This is a genomic window from Streptomyces flaveus, assembly GCF_014647675.1.
Classification (GTDB): Bacteria; Actinomycetota; Actinomycetes; order Streptomycetales; family Streptomycetaceae; genus Streptomyces; species Streptomyces flaveus.
Genome location: NZ_BMPQ01000016.1, coordinates 25,559 through 50,324, shown reverse-complemented (window position 1 = coordinate 50,324; position 24,766 = coordinate 25,559). Strand labels below are relative to the sequence as shown.

Below are 24,766 nucleotides of genomic sequence, written 5' to 3'. Positions count from 1 at the left end.
GGCGGGGTGGGCGCCCCGGCCGGCCGGTCAGGCATAGAGCTCCCGCAGCCGGACCGAGAGGCACGTCACACAGCCCTCGAGCTTCTCGAACTCGCTGATGTCCACGAGGACCGGTTCGTGGCCGAGATCGGCGAACAACTCGGCGGTCTTGGGCGCGCTCGCCGCCATCAGCAGCTTCCCGCCGCCCAGGAGCACGACATGCGAACCGGACTCCTCCGGCACCGACAGGAAGCGCGGGAACAGCGAAGGCGTGTCCACCAGCGGCCCGTGCCCGACAACCGTGCCGTCCGGCAGCGCGGTGACCGCCGACTTCAGATGCAGCACCTTGCTCACCGGTACGGCGACCACGCGGGCGCCGAGCGGTTCGAAGGTGGCCCGCAGCTGCTGGATGCCCGCCGCGTTGGTGCGCCCGCCGCGCCCCACGTACACGGTGTCGCCGATCTTCAGGACGTCGCCGCCCTCGAGTGTGCCCGGCTCCCACACCCAGTTCACCGAGCAGCCGAGCCGGGCCACGGCCTCCTCGACCCCGGCGGTCTCCTCACGCCGTGACTCGGCGCCCGGGCGGGCGATGAGCGCCACATTGCGGAAGACGACCACCGTGTCCTCCACGAACACCGAGTCGGGACAGTCGTCCTCGGGCTCCACCTCGATGGTCTCCCAGCCGTGCGCGTCCAGCGCCTCGACGTACGCCTCCCACTGCCGCATCGCGAGCTCGGCGTCGACCGGTTCCCGCTCGATGTGCGTGACCAGTCCTTCGGCCAGTCGGGGGCTGGGTCGGCGGATGAGGGCCTTCTGGCTGGGCACGCGGGTCTCCGAATCGAAGGGGTTCGCAGAGGTGTATCCGCACATCATGCAGCCCGTGCCCCGCCCGGCGACAGCCCCCATGGTCAGCGCTTGGGCGCCCGGGCCCGCGTATTCCTGCGTCTCAGCCCATGCCGACCACCCGCCGCAGATGTTCGGCCGTGAACGACTCCTCCGCGTCGAACAGCCGGCGCGGCGGTCCTTCGAAGATCACCTGGCCGCCGTCCTTGCCGCCGTCGGGCCCGAGGTCGATGACCCAGTCGGCGTGCGCCACGACGTCCAGGTTGTGTTCGACCACCAGGACGGTGTTGCCGGTGTCGACCAGCCGGTCGAGGAGGGCGAGCAGTCCGTCGACGTCCGACATGTGCAGCCCGGTCGTCGGCTCGTCGAGGACGTACACCGCTCCCGTTTGATGCAACCGGGTCGCCAGTTTGATCCGCTGCCGCTCCCCACCGGAGAGCGTGGACAGAGGCTGGCCCAGCGTCAGATACGTGAGCCCCACGTCCCGCAGGGCGCGCAGACGGCGGCGTACGCCCGTGTCCGTGAAGAACTCCAGCGCCTGGTCAGCCGTCATCTCCAGTACGTCGACGATGGAGTTGCCGCCCACGGTCAGCCGCAGCACCTCCTCCTTGAAGCGCCGTCCTTCACAGTCGGGGCAGGTCGTGGTCACCGGGTCCATGAACGCGAGATCCGTGTAGCTGATCCCGCGCCCCTGACAAGTCCCGCACGCACCTTCGGAGTTGAAGCTGAACAGCCCTGGCTCGGTTCCCGTCTCGCGTGCGAAGATCCTCCGTACGGTGTCCATGATGCCGACGTACGTCGCCGGGGTGGACCGCGCCGAGATGCCGATGGACGACTGGTCGACGACGACCGCGTCCGGGTGGGCGGCCGTGAACGCCTGGGAGACGAGCGTGCTCTTGCCGGAGCCCGCGACACCGGTCACCACGGTCAGTACACCGGTGGGGAACTCCACCGTGACGTCCCGCAGGTTGTGCAGGTCCGCGCCCTTCACCCACAGCCCGCCGGTGGCCTGCCGGGGGCGCTCCTTGAGCTGGGTGCGGCGACGCAGGCAGCGGCCTGTGAGGGTGTCGGCCGCGGCCAGCTCGTCCGGCGTTCCCTCGAACACCACGCGCCCGCCGTCGGCCCCCGCGCCGGGCCCCAGGTCGACGACATGGTCGGCGAGGGCGATGACGTCCGGATCGTGCTCGACGACGAGCACGGTGTTCCCCTTGTCGCGCAGCCGCAGCAGCAGGTCGCCCAGGCGGCCCACATCGCGCGGGTGCAGCCCGACGCTCGGTTCGTCGAAGATGTACGTCATCCCGGTCAGGCTCGATCCGAGATGCCGCACCGTCTTCAGGCGCTGGCCCTCTCCGCCGGAGAGCGTGGCGGTCTCCCGGTCGAGGCTGAGGTAGCCGAGCCCGATCGCCTCGATCCGCTCCAGCGAGGCCACGGCCGCGCCCGCGATCGGCCCGGCGACGGGGTCGTCGGATTCGTCGATGTTCTTCAGTACCGCGATCAGGTCGCTGACCTGCATCCGGGTGCAGTCGGCGATGGACAGTCCGCCGACGCGGGTGGCGAGTGCCGCCGCGTTCAGCCGTGCCCCGTGGCACACCGGGCAGGTGTCCTCCGTCAGGAAGCCCTGCACCTGATCGCGGGTCTTCTGGCTGAGCGCCGACAGGTCCCGCTTGAGGTACAGCCGCTCGAAACGGTCGGCGAGTCCTTCGTAGTCGGTGCTCCAGGTGCCGCCGGAACCGCTGATGGTGACTTTGCTGCCGGGACGCCCACGCAGCAGGAACTCCCGCTCGGTGGCGGTGAATCGGCGTACCGGCTTGTGCGGGTCCAGCTCGGTGGTGTTCGTGTACGCCTGCCCCTGCCAGGTCCCCGCGGCGAACGGCGGGAAGCGGATCGCGCCGTCCGCCAGCGACCGGTCCGGGTCCAGGATGCGGTCCCAGTCGGGCCGGACCGTGCGCCCGAGACCGTCGCACTCGGGGCACATGCCCGACGGATCGTTGAACGAGTACGCGGTCGCCGGACCCGCGCTCGGTGTGCCGTACCGCGAGAACAGCACGCGGATCACCGAGTAGACGTCCGTCATCGTGCCCACGGTGGACCGGGAGTGACCGCCGACCGGCCGCTGGTCGACGACGATCGCCGGTGAGAGATCGTCGATGGCCTCGGCGTGCGGCCGCTCGTACTTCGGCAGCCGGTTGCGGATGAACCAGGTGAAGGTCTCGTTCAGCTGGCGCTGCGACTCGACCGCGATCGTGTCGAAGACGACGGACGACTTCCCCGATCCCGAAACGCCGGTGAAGACGGTCAGCCGGCCTTTCGGGATACGGAGGGTGACGTCGCGGAGGTTGTTCTCCCGGGCTCCTTTGACCTGGATGAACTGATGATGAGTACCGGTGGTCAGTTGGCTCATACCGGCGAAGCTAGCCGGGATACCCGACAGCTTCTGGCGTGATTTCCTTGAGTTCTCCTTCCAGCAGCAGCCAGCGTGTGATCCCGATCGACTCCAGGAACGGCACGTCGTGGCTCGCCACGATCAGCGCGCCCTCGTACGACTCCAGGGCCGAGGTCAGCTGCCGCACGCTCGCCATGTCGAGGTTGTTCGTCGGCTCGTCGAGCATCAGGAGCTGGGGTGCGGGCTCGGCCAGGATCAGGGCGGCCAGCGTCGCCCGGAAGCGTTCGCCGCCGGAGAGCGTCGCGGCGCGCTGGTCGGCGCGGGCGCCCTTGAACAGGAAGCGGGCGAGGCGGGCCCGGATCCGGTTGTTGGTGGCGCTCGGCGCGAAGCTCGCCACGTTCTCGGCGACGGTCAGGTCGTCGTCCAGTACGTCGAGGCGCTGAGGAAGAAAGCGCAGGGGTACGTGGGTTTGTACCTCCCCGGAGACCGGTTCCAGCTCCCCGGCGATCGTCCGCAGCAGCGTCGTCTTGCCCGCGCCGTTGCGTCCGATCAGCGCGATCCGCTCGGGGCCGCGGAGGTCGAAGCCGCCGGCCACGCGGGCGCCGTACCTCAACTCCAGGTCCAGGAGCGTGAGTACGGTGCGGCCGGGCGGCACGGCCGTGTACGGGAGCTCTACGCGGATCTCGTCTTCGTCCCGTACGGCGTCGACCGCCTCGTCGAGGCGGTCCTTGGCCTCGGCGAGCTTGTCCTCGTGCATGATGCGGTGCTTGCCGGCGGACACCTGAGCCGAGCGGCTCTTCAGTTTCATCACGGCCCGGGGTTCGCGCTTGGTGTCGTACATCTTCTGTGCGTACCTCTTGCGACGCGCCAACTTGACCTGGGCGTCGACCAGTTCGCGCTTCTGCTTCTTCATGTCGGCCTCGGCGACACGCACCATGCGCTCGGCCGCCTCCTGCTCGGTGGCGAGCGCCTCCTCGTACGCGGAGAAGTTGCCGCCGTACCAAGTGACTTCGCCGGAGTGAAGATCCGCGATCTGGTCGACCAGTTCGAGGAGTTCACGGTCGTGGCTGACCACGACCATCACTCCGGACCAGGCATCGACCGCGGCATACAGGCGCCGACGCGCGTACAGGTCGAGGTTGTTGGTGGGCTCGTCCAGCAGGAGTACGTCGGGTCGGCGCAGGAGCAGCGCGGCCAGGCGCAGCAGGACGGACTCGCCGCCCGAGACCTCGCCGATCGTGCGGTCCAACTCGATGTGGTCGAGGCCGAGTTCGCCGAGTGTCGCGAGGGCGCGTTCCTCTACGTCCCAGTCGTCGCCGACGACGTCGAAGTGGTGCTCGGCGACGTCGCCCGCCTCGATGGCGTGCAGCGCGGCGCGCTTGGCGGCGATGTCGAGCGCCTCGTCGACGCGCAGCGCGGTGTCGAGGGTGACGTTCTGCGGCAGATAACCGACCTCGCCCGCCACCCGGACGGTGCCGTCGGTCGGGGTGAGCTGCCCGGCGATCAGCTTCAACAGGGTTGATTTTCCTGATCCGTTGACGCCGACGAGCCCGGTTCTTCCGGGTCCGAAGGCCACCTGCAGATCGTCGAAGACGGTGCTGCCGTCCGGCCAGGCGAAGCGGAGGGAGGTGCAGGTGATGGCGGTGGGGGAGGTAGACATGGGGCCTCGCGGTTGCTTGATGCGGTCAGGGCAACGCGTATCGAGACACCGGCAGGCACCGGGCAGGGCACCGGGGCGGCGACGACGGCCGAAAAGACGGGCAGGAGTCCTGGAGGTCCGGGGGAAGATCCCGCTCCGGAGGACGGCTCGTATGCCGAGGTCGCACGCGGCGCACACACGCAGACAGGTGTGGCGCGGTGTCTCAGGACCTCAGACGAGCAACGTCCTTCTCCAATCAACGGCAACAGAACCGTTGTACACCGTAGGAGGGGGCTCGGTTCATGTCAACGAATTAACGGAGCCGAGCCGTGCACACGCTCGTCCCCGCGTCGCGCGGGAGCTGCTGGACGCGGGGACGAGGGGGACGAGGGATCAGCCGGCGTCCCGCAGCAGTTCGGCGAGGGCGTGGTCCAGGTCCTGGTGCTCCAGGCCGACGGGCACCAGCTCCGCCGTGCTCTGAAGGAAGCGCCGCACTTCGCCCGCGCGGACGTGGATCACAGCGGTGCCCTCGGGAGCGTGGAACTCCAGGACGAGGCGGTCGTATCCGTACGGCCGGACCCGTACGTCGCCGTCACCCACCGGCTCCTCCAGACCCGAGACGAGCAGCTCGCGGGCGAAGGTCCAGCACACGTCCACGCCTTCGAGGGTGGCCGGGGCCGGGAAGGTCATACGGACGGCGAACGGCTCACGAGGGTCGTAGTGGAGCGCCGCGGGAATGCTCGGCATCCGCGGCGCGGCGGCGACGAGGCGGGCCTCGACAGGCTGCTCGATGACAGTGGACAACGCCTGCTCCCTTGTGACGGCTTGACGAACGGTGCACGGATGACGCCGGTCACTTGAAGAGACGCCAGAATCAGCCATTCCGTGCTCACGAAGACGCATTAAGTTCGAGTGACCTGTGTCACCGCCTTCAATCACCGAAGTGGCCACTGTTGTCATTTGGGGCATCTGGACGCCACCGGGGTAGTGGGCTAGCTTCGCCCGCCATGAGGGGCTTGGGGAAGACGCGACCGAAGATATTCATGAGGCGACTGCTGGCAGCGGGGGTGTGCGGGGCCGCGCTCGCCGCCGTACTCACGGCGCCCGCACAGGCAGAAGAACCGGACCGGCAGGCTCCGCACTGGGAACTCAAGGACAGCGGCACCGACGTACGCTTCCGCGGGCTCTCCGCCGTCAGCCGGAACACCGCCTGGCTGGCCGGATCGCAGGGCACCGTGCTGCGCACCTCCGACGGCGGCGCGAGCTGGCGGAACGTATCGCCGCCCGGCGCCGCCGAGTTGGAGTTCCGCGACATCGAGGCGTTCGACAGCCGACGTGCCGTGGTGCTGGCCATCGGCGAGGGCGAGGCCTCCCGGATCTTCCGCACCGACGACGGCGGCGAGACCTGGACCGAGTCCTTCCGCAACATCGACGCGAAGGCCTTCTACGACTGTGTCACCTTCTTCGACCGGCGCCACGGACTGGCGATGAGTGACCCCGTGGACGGCAAGTTCCGGATCCTGTCGACCAGCGACGGCGGACGCTCCTGGAAGGTGCTGCCCAGCAACGGGATGCCCGCGGCGCAGGAGGGCGAGGCGGGCTTCGCGGCCAGTGGGCAGTGTCTGGTCAGTTCGGGGCCGCGCGATGTGTGGCTGGCCACGGGCGGGGCCGCACGCGCGCGCGTGCTGCACTCCTCCGACCGCGGACTGACCTGGAGGGCCGCTGACACCCCGATTCCCGCGGGCGACCCGGCGCGCGGAGTCTTCGCCCTCGCCTTCCGCGACCGTACGCACGGCATCGCGGTCGGCGGCGACTACCGCGCGGACCAGGCGTCACCGCGGGCCGCCGCCGTCAGCGGCGACGCCGGCCGCACATGGACGCCCGCCGACCGCCCGCCGCCCGCCTACCGCTCCGGCGTCACCTGGCTCCCGCACAGCCGCTCGGCCGCCCTCGCCGTCGGCCCCACCGGAACCGACCTCACCACGGACGGCGGCCGGACCTGGCGCACCCTCGACACGGGCTCGTACGACACCGTCGACTGCACCCCTGACCTGGGCTGCTGGGCGTCCGGCGAGAAGGGCCGGGTGGCCCGCCTCGAGCGCTGATGCGAGCGGGCGCGGGCCGTGTTTGGCTTGGACAGGGGCGGCTTCCAGCAGTCTTCTAGCAGCAAGGAGTCCGGCCATGGCACGTGGCTCGAGTTCCAAGCGGGAACGCCAGCAGGAACACATCAGGGAAAGCGAGCGCGAACGCGGCGCGAGCGAGCGGCGCGCAGAGGAGATCGCCGCCCGGACCACCGACAAGGAACGCGCTCAGCGCGGCGAGTCGAAGAGCACGAGCACGAGCCGTACGTCGGCCCAGGACACCTCGACCGGCCGTCGCGGCGGCCGTGAGTCCCGCGAAGGGGCCACGTACGACCAGCTCTACGAGGAGGCGAAGAGCCGCAACATCGAGGGCCGTTCCAAGATGAACAAGGAGGAGCTGTCCCGGGCCCTCGGCCGCTGAACGCCGTGCTCGTCTGAACGCCGTCCGTCCTTGTCGCCTGGCCGCGTACGCTCGATCCCACCATGACGACCGTACGCATCCCGGCGGGCTGGCCCGCCACCGAAGCGCAAGCCCGCGCCGTGCAGGACGAGTTGCGCGGTCGCGTCGTACTCGACGAGCCGGGGCCGCCGCCGGGGACCGGCCGGGTTACGGGGGTGGACGTGGCGTACGACGACGAGCGTGACGTCGTCGTGGCCGCGGCCGTCGTCCTGGACGCGGCGACTCTCGACGTCGTGGCCGAGTCCACGGCCGTGGGGCGGGTGCCCTTCCCCTACGTCCCCGGGCTGCTCGCCTTCCGCGAGCTCCCGGCCGTCCTGGCCGCCCTCGACGCCCTGCCCTGCGAGCCGGGCCTCGTCGTCTGCGACGGCTACGGTCTCGCCCACCCCCGCCGCTTCGGACTGGCCGCCCATCTCGGCGTCCTCACGGGTCTGCCGACGATCGGCGTCGCCAAGAACCCGTTCACCTTCGCGTACGAGGAGCCGGACGCCCCGCGCGGATCCTCGTCCCCGCTGCTCGCGGGCGAGGAGGAGGTCGGCCGTGCGCTGCGCACCCAGCAGGACGTCAAGCCGGTCTTCGTCTCGGTCGGCCACCGGGTGAGCCTGGACAACGCCTGCGCCCACACTCTGCGACTCGCGCCGCGCTTCCGCCTCCCGGAGACGACCCGTCGCGCGGACGCGCTGTGCCGCAAGGCTCTGAAGGCGACTGAGTACGTCGTCTGAGTACTTGTTCTGAGTACTTGTACGGATGCCAGGGCCCCGTCGTGCTCGGCAGGCTGGCCCGCATGACGACACACCGCGCCACGAAGCCCACCGCCACCCCCAGCCAGCCCGTCGAGCGCGTCCTGATGGCGGGTCTGATCCTCGCGGTCCTCGCCGGGGTCGGCTGGATAGTAGGGATGATCTACACGGTCATGGGCTGGTAGGTCAGCTAGCGGGAAGCCGCGACCCGGAAGCTGATCCCCGCCTCCCGCAGGCGCTCGATGAGCCTGTCGCCCATCGCCACCGCGGTGGTGACCTGGCCCGATGTCGGGGGCAGTTCGTCGAAGGCCAGGCACAGGGCGGACTCGGCGAGCATCTTGGCGGTCTCGCCGTAACCGGGATCGCCGCCCGCGACCTCCGTGAAGACGCGGCGCCCGCCGCCCTCGCCCACGAACCGCACCGAGAACCAGCTCCTCGCCCGCTTCTCCTCGCTCGGCCCCTCCCCGGGCTTGAGCCGGTCCGACAGCCAGCGCCGGGTCGGCGGCAGCTGCGCCGCCGCGAAGGCCGCACCGGCCGCGGCCACCCCGCCCACCGCGAACGGCAGCCGCTTGGCCGCCGCGTAGTGCCGGTAGCGGAAGTCGGGCCCGTACCGCTCCAGGGCCCGGGCCGAGCGCTGCACGATCTGTGCGTCGATCGTGGGCAGCGGCACCGCCCACGCCCCCACCTCCTTGGCGTACCGGGGCGCGCTCAGCGGTGCGTACGCCCGTCGGCCCGTCGGCCGTGGCTCGTGCCGCCCTCGGTCCCGCGCCGCGGCAGCCATCTGTGGCCCGCGCGAGAACTGGTTCAGGGCCGAGCCGAACGTACCGCCCGAGAACATCCCGTCGGCGCGCACGAATCCGTCAACGGTCAGCGGCACCCCTTCGGGAAGCTGACGGACCGTGAAGTACGCGCCCAGGTCGTGCGGAATGGAGTCGAAGCCGCACGCGTGCACCAGCCGCGCGCCGGTCTCACGCGCGCGTGCGTCGTGCCGCACATACATGAGGTCCACGAACTCGGGCTCTCCACAGAGGTCGACATAGTCGGTGCCGGTGTCCGCGCAGGCGGCGAGCAGCTCCTCGCCGTACTTCAGGTACGGCCCGACGGTCGTGGCCACCACGCGCGCGTGGGCCGCGAGTTCGCGCAGGGAGGCCGGATCTGCGACGTCCGCCCGGAGCAGGGGCAGCTGAGCGCAGTCCGGGTCGATCGAGGCCAGCCGCTCGCGCAGCCGCTCCAGCTTCGCGGTGTCGCGTGCCGCGATCGCCCAACGCAGCCCCTCGGGCGCATGCGCGGCGAGGTACTCCGCGGTGAGCCTTCCGACGAAACCCGTGGCCCCGAAGAGCACGACGTCATACGCCCGCTCCGTCCCGTTCTGCCTGCTCATGGCACCTCTCTGCCCTGCACCCCGCGCCGTTGTCGGTGGCTGAGGTTAGCGTGAAGTGCGAGGAGCCGAACCATGGCCCCGTGCGAGGAGCCGCACCAAGAACCGGAGGCAGCCGTGGCCGTGACCGAGAACGCCCTGAAGAAATGGGAGAAAGTGCGCGAGTTCGCCCTCGGACTGCCGGGTGCGACCGAGGAGTTCCCCTGGGGCGAGACCGTCGCGAAGGTCAACAAGAAGGTGTTCGTCTTCCTCGGTGTGACCGACGGCAGCTATCCCATGGGCATGACGGTGAAGCTCAAGGACGAGGCGGCGCACGCCCACGCGATGACCTCGCCGGGCGCGGAGCCCGCCGGGTACGGGCTCGGGAAGGCGGGCTGGGTGAGCATCCCGCTGGATGAGGAGGGCTCCCCGGCCGCTGAGCTGCTGTGCGACTGGATCGAGGAGAGTTACCGCACGATCGCTCCGAAGAAGTTCATAGCGGAGCTCGAGGCGCGCTGATTCCCTTGGCGATTCCCTTGTCGGCGCCGGGCGTTGAGAATGGTTGAGCGGAGTGGCTAAGCGCTTGCTTGCCAAAGTCTTGTGCGGCGTGGAACGCGTTCTTAGCATCACGGGTGTTACATCAGTAGTGTCACAGTGTTGGGGGCTTGATGACAGCGACAGGGACGGCAGGGCACGGCCCGCTCGCCGGGGTGCGCGTGGTCGAGCTGGCCGGTATCGGACCCGGACCGTTCGCCGCCATGCTCCTCGCCGACCTGGGCGCCGATGTCGTCCGTGTGGACCGGCCCGGCGGCGCGGGCCTCGTCATCAACCCGGACTACGACATCACCAACCGCAACAAGCGCTCCGTGCTCGTCGACCTGAAGGCGGACGACGGCCCGGCCCGCGTCCTCGACCTGGTCGAACGCGCCGACATTCTCATCGAGGGCTACCGCCCGGGCGTCGCCGAGCGCCTCGGCGTCGGCCCCGAGACCTGCCACGCCCGCAACTCGAAGCTCGTCTACGGACGGATGACCGGCTGGGGCCAGCAGGGCCCGCTCGCCCAGCGCGCGGGCCACGACATCGCGTACATCGCGCTGACCGGCACCCTCGGCATGATCGGCGACCCGGACGCACCGCCCGCCGTCCCCGCGAACCTGCTCGGCGACTACGCGGGCGGCTCGCTCTATCTCGTCGTCGGCGTCCTCGCCGCCCTCCACCACGCCCGCGCGACCGGCACCGGACAGATCGTGGACGCGGCCATCGTCGACGGTGCCACGCACCTGGCCGCGATGATCCACGGCATGCTGGCCGCCGGCCGCTGGCAGGACCGGCGCGGCGCCAACCTCCTCGACGGAGGCTGCCCGTACTACGGCACGTACGAGACGGCCGACGGCCAGCACATGGCGGTGGGCGCGCTCGAGAAGCAGTTCTACGCGGAGTTCGTGGACGTCCTCGGCATCCCGGAACACGCCTCGGCCCACAAGGACCCGGCGCGCTGGGGCGAGCTGCGCGAGGCGGTCGCGGCCCGCTTCAAGACCCGTACGCGCGAGGAATGGACCGCACTCTTCGAGGGCTCCGACGCGTGCGTGGCGCCGGTCCTCTCCCTGAGCGAGGCGCCGCACCACCCGCACCTCGCCGCCCGCGGCACCTTCACCGACCACGGCGGCATCACCCAGCCCGCCCCCGCCCCCCGCTTCTCCGCCACCCACACCTCGGTCCGCGGCGGGCCCGCGCAGCCGGGCGCCGACACCGAGGACGTGGCCCGCGACTGGGACGTACCCGGCCTCCTGAAGGGCGGCCCCGAATGAACCCGGATGAAGCGGCGGATCCTCGCGCCTGAGCAACCCTCCGCGCCTGAGCAACCCTCCTCGAAAGGCTGACCAGTGAGCACCGAAGCGTACGTGTACGACGCGATCCGCACCCCGCGCGGGCGCGGCAAGGCGAACGGCGCCCTGCACGGCACGAAGCCCATCGACCTCGTCGTCGGGCTCATCCACGAGATCCGGGGCCGCTTCCCGGACCTCGACCCGGCGGCGATCGACGACATCGTGCTCGGTGTCGTCGGCCCGGTCGGCGACCAGGGTTCGGACATCGCGCGGATCGCCGCCATCGCGTCCGGACTGCCCGACACGGTGGCGGGCGTCCAGGAGAACCGCTTCTGTGCCTCCGGCCTCGAAGCCGTCAACCTCGCCGCGATGAAGGTCCGTTCGGGCTGGGAGGACCTGGTGCTCGCGGGCGGTGTCGAGTCGATGTCGCGGGTGCCGATGGCCTCCGACGGCGGCGCCTGGTTCGCCGACCCGATGACCAACATCGCCACCAACTTCGTCCCCCAGGGCATCGGCGCCGACCTCATCGCCACCATCGAGGGCTTTACGCGCCGGGACGTCGACGAGTACGCGGCCCTGTCCCAGGAGCGTGCCGCCGCGGCCTGGAAGGACGGCCGTTTCGAGCGGTCCGTCGTGCCGGTGAAGGACCGCAGCGGACTCGTCGTCCTGGACCACGACGAGCACCTGCGCCCCGGCACCACCGCCGACTCGCTGGCCGGCCTCAAGCCGTCGTTCGCGGACATCGGTGACCTGGGCGGCTTCGACGCCGTGGCGCTGCAGAAGTACCACTGGGTGGAGAAGATCGACCACGTGCACCACGCGGGCAACTCCTCCGGCATCGTGGACGGCGCGTCGCTGGTGGCGATCGGTTCGCGCGAGGTGGGGGAGCGGTACGGGCTGAGGCCGCGCGCCCGTATCGTCGCCGCCGCCGTCTCCGGCTCCGAGCCCACGATCATGCTCACGGGGCCCGCGCCCGCCACCCGCAAGGCGCTCGCCAAGGCCGGGCTGACCATCGACGACATCGACCTGGTCGAGATCAACGAAGCCTTCGCCGCCGTCGTGCTCCGCTTCGTGCGGGACATGGACCTGTCGCTGGACAAGGTGAACGTCAACGGCGGAGCGATCGCACTCGGTCACCCCCTGGGCGCCACCGGAGCGATGATCCTCGGCACCCTCGTCGACGAACTGGAGCGCCAGGACAAGCGGTTCGGCCTCGCCACGCTGTGCGTCGGCGGCGGCATGGGCATCGCCACGATCGTCGAGCGTCTCTGAACGTCCTGTCCGTCCCCCTTACGGCCCTTGCGGCGTCCCCTTACGGAGAAACAAGCCATGACCGAGAGCACCATCCGCTGGGAACAGGACAGGACCGGCCTCGTCACCCTCGTCCTCGACGATCCGAACCAGTCCACGAACACCATGAACCAGGGGTTCCGGGAGTCGCTCACCGCGACCGCCGACCGCCTGGAGGCCGAGAAGGACTCCATCCGCGGCATCATCTTCACCTCCGCCAAGAAGACCTTCTTCGCGGGCGGCGACCTGCGCGAACTGATCGCGGTCACCCCCGAGAACGCCCAGTACGCCTTCGAGCGGGCCCTCGCCATCAAGCGCGACCTCCGCCGTATCGAGACGCTGGGCAAGCCCGTCGTCGCCGCGATGAACGGCGCGGCCCTGGGCGGCGGTTACGAGATCGCCCTGGCCTGTCACCACCGTGTCGCCCTCGACGCCCCCGGTTCCAAGATCGGCTGCCCGGAGGTCACGCTCGGCCTGCTGCCCGGAGGCGGCGGTGTCGTCAGGACCGTACGCCTCCTGGGTATCGCCGACGCCCTGCTGAAGGTGCTTCTCCAGGGCACCCAGTACAGTCCGCGGCGCGCGCTGGAGAACGGTCTCGTCCACGAAGTGGCCGCTACACAGGAGGAGTTGCTCGCCAAGGCCCGCGCCTTCATCGAGGCCAACCCCGAGTCCTCGCAGCCCTGGGACAAGCCCGGCTACCGCATCCCGGGCGGCACGCCGTCCAGCCCCAGGTTCGCGGCGAACCTGCCCGCCTTCCCGGCGAGCCTGCGCAAGCAGACGGGTGGCGCGCCCTACCCGGCCCCGCGCAACATCCTCGCGGCGGCGGTCGAGGGCTCCCAGGTGGACTTCGAGACCGCGCAGGTCATCGAGTCGCGCTACTTCGTGGAGCTGGCCGCGGGCCAGACCTCCAAGAACATGATCCAGGCCTTCTTCTTCGACCTCCAGGCCGTCAACTCCGGCGCCAACCGCCCCAAGGGCGTCGAGCCGCGTCAGGTCCGCAAGGTCGCCGTCCTGGGCGCGGGGATGATGGGCGCGGGCATCGCCTACTCGTGCGCACGCGCGGGCATCGACGTCGTCCTCAAGGACGTGTCGGCCGAGGCGGCGGCCAAGGGCAAGGGCTACTCCGAGAAGCTCTGCGCCAAGGCCGTCTCCCGGGGACGTACGACGCAGGAGAAGGCCGACGAACTGCTCTCCCGCATCACGCCCACCGCCGACCCGCAGGACCTCGCGGGCTGTGACGCCGTGATCGAGGCCGTCTTCGAGGACCCGGCGCTCAAGCACAAGGTGTTCCAGGAGATCCAGCACATCGTCGAGCCGGACGCACTGCTGTGCTCCAACACCTCGACGCTGCCGATCACCGCACTCGCCGAAGGCGTCGAGCGGCAGGCCGACTTCGTCGGGCTGCACTTCTTCTCGCCCGTCGACAAGATGCCGCTCGTCGAGATCATCAAGGGCGAGCGGACCGGCGAGGAAGCCCTGGCGCGCGCCTTCGACCTCGTGCGGCAGATCAAGAAGACCCCGATCGTCGTCAACGACTCGCGCGGCTTCTTCACCTCCCGGGTCATCGGGCACTTCCTCGACGAGGGCGTGGCGATGGTCGGCGAGGGCATCGAGCCCGCCTCCGTCGAGCAGGCCGCGGCCCAGGCCGGCTATCCGGCCAAGGTCCTCTCCCTCATGGACGAGCTGACGCTCACCCTGCCGCGCAAGATCCGCGCCGAGACGAAGCGGGCCGTGGAGGAATCCGGCGGCACCTGGGTGACGCATCCCGCCGAGGCGGTGATCGACCGCATGGTCGACGAGTTCGGCCGTACGGGCCGCAGCGGCGGCGCGGGCTTCTACGAGTACGTCGACGGGAAGCGCGCGGGGCTCTGGCCCGGACTGCGCGAGCACTTCACGCGCGAAGGCGCCGAGATCCCCTTCAGGGACATGCAGGAGCGCATGCTCTTCTCCGAGGCCCTGGACACGGTCAGGCTCCTGGAGGAGGGCGTACTGACGTCCGTCGCCGACGCCAACATCGGGTCCATCCTCGGGATCGGCTTCCCCGGCTGGACCGGTGGCGTCCTGCAGTACATCAACGGCTACGACGGCTACGCCGGGGCAGGTGCCGGCCTGCCCGGATTCGTGGCCCGCGCGCGTGAGCTCGCCGAGCGCTACGGGGAGCGGTTCACGCCACCGGCGCTGCTCGTCCAGAAGGCGGAGAAGGGGGAGCGGTTCAGCGACGCGTGAGGTAAGTACGGTGCGGGCGGGGGCCGTTCGGGAGACCGGAACGGCCCCGCTCACCGTGGGCTCTTGAGCCACTCCCGCAACTCCTCGTTGAGGGAGCGCTGGAACGTGGTCAGCAGCGCCTGCACCACCAGCGGCTGCATATGCGCCGACAGGGACTTCACCGCCGCCATCGACTCATGCCCGGACATCTCGTCGCGCAGCAGCCGGGACAGTTCCCGGGCCGCCGCGCGCGTGTGCTCCAGCAGGACCGCACGCGCGGCGAGGATCGTCTCGTGCGCGATCGGCACGTCGAGCAGTTGTAGGCCCAGCCGCAGCAGCCCCGGATCCACCTGATAAGCCTGCGCGTCCGAAGTCCGTACGACGACGTTCATCGCGGCGAGCCGGTCCAGGTCCTCCTCGCCCAGCGGGCGCCCCGCCCGGCGCTCCAGCTCGGCGCGGCTCATCTCCTCGGTCGACTCGGGCGCCCACGAGGCCACCACGGCACGGTGGATCGCCAGGTCATGGGCACTCAGGTCGGCCGGCAACTGCTCCAGATACCGCTCGATCGCGGCCAGCGTCATCCCCTGACGCTGCAACTCCTCGATCAGCGCCAGCCGGGACAGATGAGCCTGCCCGTAGTGCCCGACGCGACGCGGACCGATCACGGGCGGCGGCAGCAGACCCTTGGTGCTGTAGAAGCGCACCGTACGCACCGTGACACCCGCACGCGCGGCCAGCTCGTCGACGGTGAGCTTCGGCTCCTCGATATCCGTCGCCATGGCGCTGCTCCTTCGCGTACTGCGGTAACGCCCGGGTGCGGTGCAACAGTATTGCTGTCTCACCAGCGGTGGGAAAGCACGGACCGTTCAGAGACGGTCTCCTGACCATCCTTCCCGCAGGACGCGTTCGCCCCTTCGGATCCCGAACGGCCCTCTTTTGCCCAGGAGTTGACCGGGGTACCTTCCGCCCATGCCGACACGTGCGCGCGTCATGCGCTTCAGGACCTGGAGAACGCTCGCGACGGCGGCCACCGCCGCCCTGATGGCCACACTCCTCACCCCGGCCGCCGCACAGAGCGCCCCGCGGGAGAGTAAACCCGTGTACTCGTACGACAACGCGATACGCGAGTCCGTGTGGGTGGACACCGGACTCGACGGCGACAAGGACGGGAAGAGGGACCGTGTCGCCGTCGATGTCGTCCGGCCCCGCGAACTCGCCCGGCAGGGCCGCAAGATACCCGTGATCATGGACGCCAGCCCGTACTACTCCTGCTGCGGACGCGGCAACGAGAGCCAGAAGAAGACGTACGACGCGAACGGCAACGTCGTCCAGATGCCGCTGTTCTACGACAACTACTTCGTGCCGCGCGGCTACGCGTTCGTCGGCGTCGACTTCGCCGGCACCAACCGCTCCGACGGCTGCGTGGACGTAGGCGGGCGCTCCGACGTCCAGTCCGCGAAGGCCGTCGTCGACTGGCTGAACGGCCGGGCCAAGGGCTACACCTCCCGGACGGGGAGCACGAAGGCCAAGGCGGACTGGACCAACGGCAAGACCGGCATGATCGGCAAGAGTTATGACGGCACCGTCGCAAACGGCGTCGCCGCGACGGGAGTCGAGGGCCTGGAGACGATCGTCCCGATCGGGGCCATCTCCTCCTGGTACGACTACTACTTCGCCAAGGGCGCCCCGCTGTACGACTCCGGACCCGACTGGCTGTCCAACTACGTGGAGAGCCCCGACGCCCGCACCAAGTGCGCCGCCGTGCAGCAGAAGCTCGTCGAAGGAGCTCCGCGCACCGGCGACTGGACGAAACTGTGGACCGAGCGCGACCACGTGAAGGACGCCCACAAGGTCGACGCGAGCGTGTTCGTCATCCACGGCATGCAGGACCTCAACGTCCGCGCCAAGCACTTCGGCCAGTGGTGGGACGCCCTCGCGAAGAACGGTGTCGAGCGCAAGATCTGGCTGTCGCAGACCGGCCACGTCGACCCCTTCGACTTCCGCCGCGCCGAGTGGGTGGACACCCTGCACCGCTGGTTCGACCACGAACTCCTCGGCTACGACAACGGCATCGACGACGAGCCGATGGCCGACATCGAGCGCGCCCCCGACAAGTGGGAGACGTCGAGGGTCTGGCCGCCGCGCGGCACGGACACCGTGAGCCTGCGACCCGGCAAGGGCGAACAGGCGGGCGTCGGTACCCTTGGACTGCGTACCGGATCGGGCACCGAGACCTTCACCGACGACCCGAGCCAGGACGAGACCGACTGGGCCGCGCAGATCGACCAGTCCACGGCCGGCAAGGCCGGATTCACCACGAAGCCGCTCACCCGCGACCTTCGGCTGTCCGGCTCCTCCAAGGTGACCGTCACCGCCACGCCGAGCACCACAACGGCCCATCTGTCGGCGGTACTTGTCGACCTCGGCCCGGACACCATCCGTGACTACGCGGCCGCGGGCGAGGGCATCACCACGCTCACCGACCGCAGCTGCTGGGGCCCGAGCACCACGGGTGACAGCTCCTGCTACAAGGAGACGCAGGCGAAGACCGCGGACGTCGACTACACGGTGTTCAGCCGAGGCTGGGCCGATCTCGGCAACCATGCCTCGGACCTGAAGGGTGTCCCGCTCACGCCGGGCAAGCCGTACACCATCAGCCTCGACCTGCACGCGAGCGACCACGTCGTCCCGGCCGGGCACCGTCTCGCGCTGATCGTCGCGGGCACCGACCAGGGCCTCATCGACCCGCCGTCCACCACCCCGACGCTGAAGCTCGACCTGTCCCGTACGTGGGCCCGCGTCCCGTTCGTCGGAGGCGCCAAGGCCTTCTCGGGCGCCACCTCGGGATCCGCGCACGTCAGCCCGGATGCCACTCTCGACGGGGTCGACGAGCCCGGGACCCCGCAGCGGGTGCCGGGGGACAACCGCTGAAAGGGTTGAGATCGGCGGCACCTGTGGTAGTTCCTAGGGGCGCAACCAGGAACAAGTGTTTCCGTTCGGCCTCCAGGGGAAGGTGCCGCCGATGACTGAAGACCTGAAGAAGAGGGGAGGCTCGGGAAGTCCTTCGGACGTCCCGGGCGGCCCCGGCCACGAAACCGACCGTGTGGTGTTCGGCGTCACCGCAGCGCTCACCGTGGCCTTCGTGATCTGGGGCGCGGTCGCCACCGACTCCCTGGAGAGCGCCTCGACCAAGATGCTCGACGGCCTGATGCACAACGGCGGTTGGGCCTTCGTGCTCGCCGCCTCCGGTTTCGTCGTTTTCGCGCTCTGGCTGGCGGCCAGCCGCTACGGCAGGATCCACCTGGGCACCGAGGGCGAGGAGCCCGAGTTCCGCACCGTGTCCTGGGTCGCGATGATGTTCAGCGCCGGTATGGGCATCGGCCTGATGTTCTACGGTGTGAGCGAGCCGCTGTCGCACTACACCACACCCCCGCCGGGCACCAGCCCCGCCGACTCCGCGGAGCGCATGGAGACGGCGATGGCCACCACCCTCTTCCACTGGACCCTGCACCCGTGGGCGATCTACGCGGTGGTCGGCCTCGCCATCGCCTACAGCACCTTCCGTAAACGCCGGCGCCAGACGATCAGCGCGGTGTTCACCCCGCTCATCGGTGAGAAGCACGCGAACGGCCACCCGGGCCGGGCGATCGACATCCTCGCGATCATCGCCACCGTCTTCGGCTCCGCGACCTCGCTGGGCCTCGGCGCGCTCCAGATCGGCTCCGGACTCACAGAGCTGGACTGGTTGGACAAGGCGAGCACCGCACTGCTCGTCACCATCATCGCCGTACTGACGCTGGCCTTCGTCGCCTCGGCCGTCTCGGGCGTCGAGCGCGGCATCCAATGGCTGTCCAACACCAATATGGTGCTGGCGCTGGTGCTCGCCGTGTTCGTGTTCATCGCAGGCCCGACCGTCATCGTCCTCGATCTGCTGCCCACCTCGGTCTTCTCCTTCCTGGGTGACCTGCCGCAGCTCGCAGGGCGCACCGAAGCCAGCGGCGGCGAAGGAGTCGCGGACTGGCTGAGCGGCTGGACGGTCTTCTACTGGGCGTGGTGGATCTCCTGGACGCCGTTCGTCGGCATGTTCATCGCCCGCATCAGCCGTGGCCGGACCATCCGGCAGTTCGTCGGCGGCGTCATCCTCGTACCGAGCACCGTCTCTCTCGTCTGGTTCGCGGTCTTCGGCGGTTCGGCGATGAAGCTGCAGGAGGCCGACCGGCTCGGCGAAGAGGCAACGCCCGAGGGCCAGCTCTTCGGCGTCCTGCAGGAGTACCCCATCGCGACGGTCACCAGCCTGCTCGTGATGATCCTGGTCGGCATCTTCTTCGTCTCCGGAGCCGACGCCGCGTCCATCGTGATGGGCACGCTCTCCCAGAAGGGGGCCCTCGAACCCGGCCGTCTCGTCGTGGTGTTCTGGGGTGTCGTGACCGGGGCCGTCGCCGCGATCATGCTGCTCATCGGCAGCGGCAAGGGCGATGCGCTCGCCGGCCTGCAGAACCTCACGATCCTCGCCGCCGCGCCCTTCGTCCTTGTCATGATCGGGATGTGTTTCGCCCTGATGCGCGATCTGCGCCAGGACCCGGTCATCGTGCGCAGCGCGATGGGTTCCGAGGCCGTCGAGCTCGCGGTGATCGAGGGCCACAAGCAGTACGACGGCGACTTCGGGATCCGTGTCGGTCCCGGTCCCGGCACCGATACGGAAGGGGACCCGCTCGGGCACGAGCACCGTTAGCGCTCCGCTTGGGGCGCGGTTTGAAGCTGCGTGTTCGTTGTGGTTGCTCGCGCAGTTCCCCGCGCCCCTGAAGGAAGGCCTGCGGCCTCCTTCAGGGGCGCGGTACCGCACCGGACCGCGTCAGCGGGAGGCGAGGCCCGCCGCCTCCCGTGCGCAGCCCCACGCCACGGTGATACCCGCCCCGCCGTGCCCGTAGTTGTGCACCAACACCCGGCCGTCGGGCAGGAGTTCACGCTCCAGCCGTACCGCGTCGCGGGCCGGCCGCAGGCCCACCCGGTGGTCGATGATCCGGGCCCCGGCGATCTCCGGCCGCAGGGCGGCGCACCGCCGTACGATCGCTTCGGCCACGGCCGGATCGGGTGTCAGGGACCAGTCGTCCTCTTCCGTGGTCCCGCCCAGGATCAGTCCGCCCGGCTGCGGAAAGAAGTACGTCGCCTTGGTGTCGGATTCCCCCGAGGTCAGCCAGGTGGTCACTCCGGGGTTCTCCACGACGACCAACTGCCCCCGCACGGGCCGCATCCCCGGATCCGGTACGAGTTCCCGTGCGCCAAGTCCCGTGCAGTTGACGACGACCGGAGCCGGGACCTCCGCGAGATCCGTGACGTACCGCTCCTCGACCGTCCCGCCGGCCCGCACGAACCGCTCGCGCAGCCAGGCCAGATGCACGGGCATGTCGATCAGCGGCAGCCGCGCCCACAACCCCACCCCCGCGTACTCGCCCGCCGTCGCCGCCCGCAGTCCCGGCACCCGTGCGGCCCACGACCCGAGCCCGTCCAGCACCGTCTCACCGTGTACGCCCTCGACCATGCGTACGCCCGTCTCCTCGGGCCGCGCCGCCAACTCCTCGTACACGGACAGTGATTGCAGCGCCCACTCACCGACGAGCACCTCCGGCTCGATCCGGTACGGCCACCACAGCGCGCCCGCAACGGCCGAGGTGGTCCGCTCGGCGGGCTCCCGCGCCCAGATCCGGACCCGCCTGCCGCTCTCCGCGAGGACGACGGCCGTCGTGAGTCCCACGACACCGCAGCCGACCACGATCACGTCATCGTTCAGCTCACTGTTCACAGCCGGACGCTAACGGAATCTGTCATGCCGTGCTCAGAACACCCGCAGTCTGGGGATACTCACAGCATGTCTGCCGAGTACGCGACCTTCGGCCTGGCACCGGCCATGCGCGCCGGTGGAGTCCTTGCCAACGGTGACTACCAAGTGCACCGGGATTTCGTGGACTTCATCGTCGACGGGCGGCCGCTGCTGTTCCAGCTCTCCGACCTCGATGCCGTCTCCCCTCTCGCCTCCGACATACCACCCGCGATCTTCAGCGCGCAGGTACGCAGTCTCCTCCTGGAAGCCGACGCCCCCTTGGCGGGCGGCCGCTACGTCATCTACGGCTGCCCCGAGTGCGAGGACCTCGCCTGCGGTGCCGTCACCGCCGTGATCGAGAAGCTCGGCGACGACTATGTGTGGCGCGACTTCGCCTGGCAGACCGACGAGCGGGCGGATCTGGAGCTCAACGGTTACCACGGCATCGGCCCGTTCCGTTTCCACGGCGCCGAGTACCGCGCCGCGCTGGGTTCCCTGCTCAGCGACGCCGGTGGCGAGCGCCGTCGGGTGCTGCTGATCGGCGCCCGCGTCGCCGTCCTCGCGAAGCTCGCCGCCGCCCTGCGCATCATCGGTATCGGCGCCGAGATCACCCGGGACGCCGCCGAAGTCTCCGACGAAGAGCTGCGCACGTACGGCGCCGTCGCCTTCGGCCGCGATGTCAGCGAGCAGGAACGTGCCGCCGTACGCCAGTCCTTCGAGCGCGCCGGTGTCGACGTCTCGTATGTCGACGGGCTCGCCCCGATCGTCCCGCTCCTCGTAGCCCAGATCGAGCACGCCCTGGACCGCAGCCCCCGGGAGCAGCGCCGCCTCACCCGCCTCGTCGCCGCGGACGGCGCGGCGGGCGTCGAGGTCACGTCCCCGTGCCGGGTCCAGCTGACCGCGTACCGCCTGGACCGGCTGTACCGCACGCACGCGTACGAGGTCTTCGACGGGGTGCTGGAAGCGGGGGAGCACCGGCTCGCGCTGGACGCGAAGGCGACGAAGGGGGAGTCCTTCATCGTGGCGCGGACTTCGGGGGGTGTGCTGGTGGAGGCGATGGGGGGCTGAGGGGCGGGGTGGTGCGGTGGTCCGTGGGACGCGCTGTCTCGGAGGCGGCCATGGGCGCGGAAAATCCTGGCGCCCGTCTCCTGGGCGGGCGATTAGGATCAGCGCCTGATGACTGCCACCCTCGTCGCAAAGAACCTCGCCGCCGGTCACGGTGACCGCTCGCTCTTCTCCGGGCTCGATCTCGTTGTCGCGCCCGGCGATGTGATCGGTCTTGTCGGTGCCAACGGCGCGGGCAAGTCCACGCTGCTGCGCATGCTCGCCGGGCTGCTGAAACCCGAGCAGGGCGAGCTGCGGCTCTCCCCGCCGACCGCCACCGTCGGGCATCTGCCGCAGGAACCGGAACGCCGGCCGGGCGAGACCGTACGGGAGTTTCTGGCCCGCCGCACCGGTGTGGCAGAGGCCCAGCGTGTGATGGACGAGGCGACGCAGGCGCTCGTCGACGGGGCACCGGGCGCGGACGACGCGTACGCGACGAGCCTGGAGCGCTGGCTCGACCTCGGCGGCGCCGACCTGGACGAACGAGCCGACCAGGTCGCGGACTCGCTCGGCCTCGGCGTCGACCTGAACCAGCCCATGACCGCGCTCTCAGGCGGCCAGGCGGCCCGCGCCGGACTCGCCTCCCTCCTCCTCTCCCGCTACGACGTCTTCCTCCTCGACGAGCCCACCAACGACCTCGACCTGGACGGCCTCGAACGCCTGGAACGCTTCGTCTCCGGTCTCCGCGCAGGCACGGTCGTCGTCAGCCACGACCGCGAGTTCCTCACCCGCACCGTCACCAAGGTCCTCGAACTCGACCTTGCACAGCAGCAGATCAGGCTGTACGGCGGCGGATACGAGGCGTATCTGGAGGAACGGGACGTCGCGCGCCGGCACGCCCGCGAGGACTACGAGGAGTACGCCGACAAGCGGTCCGCGCTCGAAGGGCGGGCCCAGATGCAGCGCTCCTGGATGGACAAGGGCGTCAAGAACGCCCGGCGCAAGGCGAGCAACGACAACGACAAGATCGGCCGCAAGTTCCGTAGCGAGGCCAGTGAGAAGCAGGCCGCGAAGGCCCGGCAGACCCAGCGCATGATCGAACGGCTCGATGTTGTCGAGGAGCCGCGCAAGGAGTGGGAGCTGCGCATGGAGATCGCGGCGGCCCCCCGATCGGGCGCTGTGGTCGCCACCCTGCGCGACGCGGAGGTACGACGAGGCGACTTCGTGTTCGGCCCGGTGTCGTTGCAGATCGACTGGGCGGACCGGGTGGCCGTCACCGGCGCCAACGGCGCGGGCAAGTCCACGCTGCTGGCCGCCCTGCTGGGACGCGTACCCGTGGACGCGGGCCATGCCTCCCTGGGCTCCGGCGTCCTGGTCGGTGAGGTCGACCAGGCCCGCCAACTGTTCTACGGCTCCGAGTCCGTCCTGGACGCGTTCTGCACGGCGGTCCCGGACACCGAACCGGCCGAGGTCCGCACCCTCCTGGCCAAGTTCGGCCTCACCTCGCACCACGTCCTGCGACCGGCAGCCACCCTGTCACCCGGCGAACGCACCCGCGCCGCCCTGGCCCTCCTCCAGGGCCGAGGCGTCAACCTCCTGGTCCTGGACGAACCCACCAACCACCTCGACCTGCCGGCCATCGAACAACTGGAATCAGCGCTCGACTCGTACGAGGGCACGCTGCTCCTGGTCACCCACGACCGGCGCATGCTGGACGCGGTCCACGTCACCCGCCGCCTGGAGGTCGCAGGCGGCAAGGTGACGGAACGCTGAGGCGTCAGCCCCTGGGGCGCAGCAGCGCACAGACGAAGTTCTCCTGGACGGTGCGCAGTTTCCGCAGCAGATCGGGCTTCAGGGTTTGGTTGATCTGAGTGGTGGCGGAGAAGGTCAGCGACCGGCGCCCGTCCGGCGTGGCCGCGATCAGCTGCGTGTAACCGAGAGTGTTGCCGGTATGCCCCAGCACCACCCCGCACCGGGTCGTGTACCGGAAGATCGCGAGTCCCGCGTCGTTATGCCCCGGCCCGGCGGGCTCGGACGCTGCCCCGGGGATCCAGCGCCTCTGCTCGCGTACGACGTGGTGGCCGTACAGCCGGCCTCCTGCATAGCCGCGGATGAAGCGGGTCGCGTCGGCGGGCGTGGAGACGATGCCGCCCGAAGCCCACACACCGGACATGCCGAGGACCTCGCTGACGTCCTCCGGCGGTTCGGGCGGGCTCACGTCGTAGCCGTGCAGATAGGGTCTCGGCATCCGGTGGCCCTGCGGCAGGCTCGTGTCGCGCAGGCCCAGCGGCCGATACACCAGCTCGCGCAGCAGACGCTCGTACGGTGTACCGGTCGCCGCTTCCGCCATCAGGGCGACGGCGATGTTGTCGGAGTTGGAGTACTGGTACTGGGAGCCGGGTCGGAAGCGCAGCGGCTGGTCGGCGACGTAGTCGAGCAGCCGTCGGGAGTCGAAGCGGTGCCGGGGGTCGGCCTGAACGGTCTGCACGAACGCCGGGGCCTGCGAGTAGTCGGGCAGGCCGCTGGTGTGGTTCAGCAGCTGGCGCAGCGTCACGGCGCCCCATGCCTCGGGCAGGCGGGGCAGCCGCTCCCGCAGGGTGTCGTCCAGACTTAGTTCGTGGCGGTCGACGAGGGACAGCGCCACCGCGCCGCTGAGCGCCTTGGCCGCACTGGCGATGCGCATGTGGTCGTCAGGGTCGGGCCTGCGGCCGGTCGCCAGGTCCGCGACGCCGGCCCGGACGACCCGGCTGCCCCTGCCGTCGCGCAGGACGGCGATGACACCGGGCGGCCCGCCCGGCGTGCGGACCAGCTCCTCCAGCTGGTCCTGGAGTGAGCCTCGGGGGTCCGGTCCTGGCGGCGTGGAGGCACCGGCGGCAGGGGCCAGCAAGGCCAGACAGGCAGCGATGAGGAAGGCCGCGCCCAGGCGGGGCTCAAGCGGGGAACGGCGACGGGGCGGGGCGGAAGATGGCATCGGCTCTCCCTGAATGGCAGCGGGCACCCGGACTGGGCGTCCAGCGTCACTCGCCGGGACCCGACCAGCCGCTCCTGCTACTGCACTCGGCCCAACGGCCTGCGGGGCGCCTCGCCAGGGGGCGCCCCGCAGG

General features: G+C 70.2%; 19 protein-coding genes and 1 pseudogene. 12 read left to right on the top strand and 8 right to left on the bottom strand.

Annotation, left to right across the window (positions count from 1 at the left end):
* Positions 1-27 precede the first annotated feature (27 nt).
* From ddaH to ssgD, 4 genes are all read right to left on the bottom strand, one after another.
* A complete protein-coding gene (gene ddaH, locus IEZ21_RS27635) occupies positions 28-804 on the bottom strand; it encodes a dimethylargininase (protein ID WP_189324597.1) in 777 nt (258 codons plus the stop codon).
* A 121-nt stretch (positions 805-925) separates the two neighbouring features.
* The gene (locus IEZ21_RS27630) at positions 926-3,223 is read right to left on the bottom strand and encodes an ATP-binding cassette domain-containing protein (RefSeq protein WP_189324596.1); all 2,298 of its coding nucleotides are present in this window, start codon (positions 3,221-3,223) and stop codon (positions 926-928) included.
* A 10-nt stretch (positions 3,224-3,233) separates the two neighbouring features.
* On the bottom strand, positions 3,234-4,865 hold the full coding sequence (locus IEZ21_RS27625) for an ABC-F family ATP-binding cassette domain-containing protein (RefSeq protein ID WP_189324595.1): 1,632 nt from the start codon (positions 4,863-4,865) through the stop codon (positions 3,234-3,236).
* A gap of 372 nt (positions 4,866-5,237) precedes the next feature.
* Positions 5,238-5,648, bottom strand: a complete 411-nt coding sequence (ssgD, locus tag IEZ21_RS27620) for a spore wall synthesis regulator SsgD (protein WP_033327144.1) — start codon at positions 5,646-5,648, stop codon at positions 5,238-5,240.
* Between the two features lie 239 nt (positions 5,649-5,887).
* Here ssgD and IEZ21_RS27615 point away from each other — a divergent pair, with 239 nt between their 5' ends.
* The 4 genes from IEZ21_RS27615 to mmpA all read left to right on the top strand — a co-directional run bounded on the left by IEZ21_RS27615 (position 5,888) and on the right by mmpA (position 8,307).
* On the top strand, positions 5,888-6,949 hold the full coding sequence (locus IEZ21_RS27615; RefSeq protein ID WP_189324594.1) for a WD40/YVTN/BNR-like repeat-containing protein: 1,062 nt from the start codon (positions 5,888-5,890) through the stop codon (positions 6,947-6,949).
* Positions 6,950-7,025: 76 nt separating this feature from the next.
* Entirely contained in the window at positions 7,026-7,346 is a 321-nt protein-coding gene (locus IEZ21_RS27610) for a plasmid stabilization protein (RefSeq protein ID WP_189324593.1), read from the top strand.
* A gap of 62 nt (positions 7,347-7,408) precedes the next feature.
* Positions 7,409-8,104 (top strand): endonuclease V, encoded by a 696-nt coding sequence (locus IEZ21_RS27605; RefSeq protein ID WP_189324592.1) that lies wholly within the window; start codon positions 7,409-7,411, stop codon positions 8,102-8,104.
* A gap of 62 nt (positions 8,105-8,166) precedes the next feature.
* Positions 8,167-8,307 (top strand): morphogenic membrane protein MmpA, encoded by a 141-nt coding sequence (gene mmpA, locus IEZ21_RS27600; RefSeq protein ID WP_189324591.1) that lies wholly within the window; start codon positions 8,167-8,169, stop codon positions 8,305-8,307.
* Positions 8,308-8,312: 5 nt separating this feature from the next.
* Here mmpA and IEZ21_RS27595 read toward each other — a convergent pair whose 3' ends face one another.
* Positions 8,313-9,503 carry a saccharopine dehydrogenase family protein gene (locus tag IEZ21_RS27595; protein WP_189324590.1) on the bottom strand — a complete coding sequence of 397 codons (1,191 nt, stop codon included), beginning with the start codon at positions 9,501-9,503 and terminating at the stop codon, positions 8,313-8,315.
* Positions 9,504-9,575: 72 nt separating this feature from the next.
* Here IEZ21_RS27595 and IEZ21_RS27590 point away from each other — a divergent pair, with 72 nt between their 5' ends.
* The 4 genes from IEZ21_RS27590 (at position 9,576) to IEZ21_RS27575 (ending at position 14,821) form a co-directional block, all read left to right on the top strand.
* Positions 9,576-9,998: an MmcQ/YjbR family DNA-binding protein gene (locus IEZ21_RS27590; protein ID WP_189324589.1), complete on the top strand. Its 423-nt coding sequence runs from the start codon at positions 9,576-9,578 to the stop codon at positions 9,996-9,998.
* Positions 9,999-10,147: 149 nt separating this feature from the next.
* Entirely contained in the window at positions 10,148-11,287 is a 1,140-nt protein-coding gene (locus IEZ21_RS27585) for a CaiB/BaiF CoA transferase family protein (protein WP_189324588.1), read from the top strand.
* 75 nt (positions 11,288-11,362) lie between these two features.
* Positions 11,363-12,577: an acetyl-CoA C-acetyltransferase gene (locus IEZ21_RS27580; protein WP_189324587.1), complete on the top strand. Its 1,215-nt coding sequence runs from the start codon at positions 11,363-11,365 to the stop codon at positions 12,575-12,577.
* Positions 12,578-12,634: 57 nt separating this feature from the next.
* Positions 12,635-14,821 (top strand): 3-hydroxyacyl-CoA dehydrogenase NAD-binding domain-containing protein, encoded by a 2,187-nt coding sequence (locus IEZ21_RS27575; RefSeq protein WP_189324586.1) that lies wholly within the window; start codon positions 12,635-12,637, stop codon positions 14,819-14,821.
* 50 nt (positions 14,822-14,871) lie between these two features.
* On the opposite strand, the pseudogene IEZ21_RS27570 reads toward IEZ21_RS27575, so the two are convergent.
* Positions 14,872-15,688, bottom strand: a pseudogene (locus tag IEZ21_RS27570) (MerR family transcriptional regulator).
* Between the two features lie 81 nt (positions 15,689-15,769).
* Between IEZ21_RS27570 and IEZ21_RS27565 the strand changes: the two are divergent.
* Together IEZ21_RS27565 and IEZ21_RS27560 are read left to right on the top strand one after the other, a co-directional pair.
* Positions 15,770-17,731 (top strand): Xaa-Pro dipeptidyl-peptidase, encoded by a 1,962-nt coding sequence (locus tag IEZ21_RS27565; protein ID WP_189324584.1) that lies wholly within the window; start codon positions 15,770-15,772, stop codon positions 17,729-17,731.
* Between the two features lie 91 nt (positions 17,732-17,822).
* The gene (locus IEZ21_RS27560; RefSeq protein ID WP_189324583.1) at positions 17,823-19,532 is read left to right on the top strand and encodes a BCCT family transporter; all 1,710 of its coding nucleotides are present in this window, start codon (positions 17,823-17,825) and stop codon (positions 19,530-19,532) included.
* Between the two features lie 120 nt (positions 19,533-19,652).
* On the opposite strand, the gene IEZ21_RS27555 is transcribed toward IEZ21_RS27560, so the two are convergent.
* Positions 19,653-20,576 (bottom strand): FAD-dependent oxidoreductase, encoded by a 924-nt coding sequence (locus IEZ21_RS27555; protein ID WP_373302313.1) that lies wholly within the window; start codon positions 20,574-20,576, stop codon positions 19,653-19,655.
* A gap of 90 nt (positions 20,577-20,666) precedes the next feature.
* On the opposite strand from IEZ21_RS27555, the gene IEZ21_RS27550 reads away from it, so the two are divergent.
* Both IEZ21_RS27550 and IEZ21_RS27545 read left to right on the top strand, forming a co-directional pair.
* The gene (locus IEZ21_RS27550) at positions 20,667-21,686 is read left to right on the top strand and encodes an oxidoreductase (protein ID WP_189324581.1); all 1,020 of its coding nucleotides are present in this window, start codon (positions 20,667-20,669) and stop codon (positions 21,684-21,686) included.
* A gap of 108 nt (positions 21,687-21,794) precedes the next feature.
* Positions 21,795-23,435 (top strand): ABC-F family ATP-binding cassette domain-containing protein, encoded by a 1,641-nt coding sequence (locus IEZ21_RS27545; RefSeq protein ID WP_189324580.1) that lies wholly within the window; start codon positions 21,795-21,797, stop codon positions 23,433-23,435.
* A 4-nt stretch (positions 23,436-23,439) separates the two neighbouring features.
* On the opposite strand, the gene IEZ21_RS27540 is transcribed toward IEZ21_RS27545, so the two are convergent.
* Positions 23,440-24,633, bottom strand: a complete 1,194-nt coding sequence (locus tag IEZ21_RS27540) for a serine hydrolase domain-containing protein (RefSeq protein ID WP_189324579.1) — start codon at positions 24,631-24,633, stop codon at positions 23,440-23,442.
* Positions 24,634-24,766: the final 133 nt, after the last annotated feature.

Bases quoted from the DNA above. Each gene is read 5' to 3' on its own strand.
- IEZ21_RS27630 (WP_189324596.1), bottom strand. From the start codon at position 3,223: ATGAGCCAACTGACCACCGGTACTCATCATCAGTTCATCCAGGTCAAA.
- IEZ21_RS27625 (WP_189324595.1), bottom strand. From the start codon at position 4,865: ATGTCTACCTCCCCCACCGCCATCACCTGCACCTCCCTCCGCTTCGCC.
- IEZ21_RS27615 (WP_189324594.1), top strand. From the start codon at position 5,888: ATGAGGCGACTGCTGGCAGCGGGGGTGTGCGGGGCCGCGCTCGCCGCC.
- IEZ21_RS27610 (WP_189324593.1), top strand. From the start codon at position 7,026: ATGGCACGTGGCTCGAGTTCCAAGCGGGAACGCCAGCAGGAACACATC.
- IEZ21_RS27605 (WP_189324592.1), top strand. From the start codon at position 7,409: ATGACGACCGTACGCATCCCGGCGGGCTGGCCCGCCACCGAAGCGCAA.
- mmpA (WP_189324591.1), top strand. From the start codon at position 8,167: ATGACGACACACCGCGCCACGAAGCCCACCGCCACCCCCAGCCAGCCC.
- IEZ21_RS27595 (WP_189324590.1), bottom strand. From the start codon at position 9,503: ATGAGCAGGCAGAACGGGACGGAGCGGGCGTATGACGTCGTGCTCTTC.
- IEZ21_RS27590 (WP_189324589.1), top strand. From the start codon at position 9,576: ATGGCCCCGTGCGAGGAGCCGCACCAAGAACCGGAGGCAGCCGTGGCC.
- IEZ21_RS27585 (WP_189324588.1), top strand. From the start codon at position 10,148: ATGACAGCGACAGGGACGGCAGGGCACGGCCCGCTCGCCGGGGTGCGC.
- IEZ21_RS27575 (WP_189324586.1), top strand. From the start codon at position 12,635: ATGACCGAGAGCACCATCCGCTGGGAACAGGACAGGACCGGCCTCGTC.
- IEZ21_RS27565 (WP_189324584.1), top strand. From the start codon at position 15,770: ATGCCGACACGTGCGCGCGTCATGCGCTTCAGGACCTGGAGAACGCTC.
- IEZ21_RS27560 (WP_189324583.1), top strand. From the start codon at position 17,823: ATGACTGAAGACCTGAAGAAGAGGGGAGGCTCGGGAAGTCCTTCGGAC.
- IEZ21_RS27550 (WP_189324581.1), top strand. From the start codon at position 20,667: ATGTCTGCCGAGTACGCGACCTTCGGCCTGGCACCGGCCATGCGCGCC.
- IEZ21_RS27545 (WP_189324580.1), top strand. From the start codon at position 21,795: ATGACTGCCACCCTCGTCGCAAAGAACCTCGCCGCCGGTCACGGTGAC.
- IEZ21_RS27540 (WP_189324579.1), bottom strand. From the start codon at position 24,633: ATGCCATCTTCCGCCCCGCCCCGTCGCCGTTCCCCGCTTGAGCCCCGC.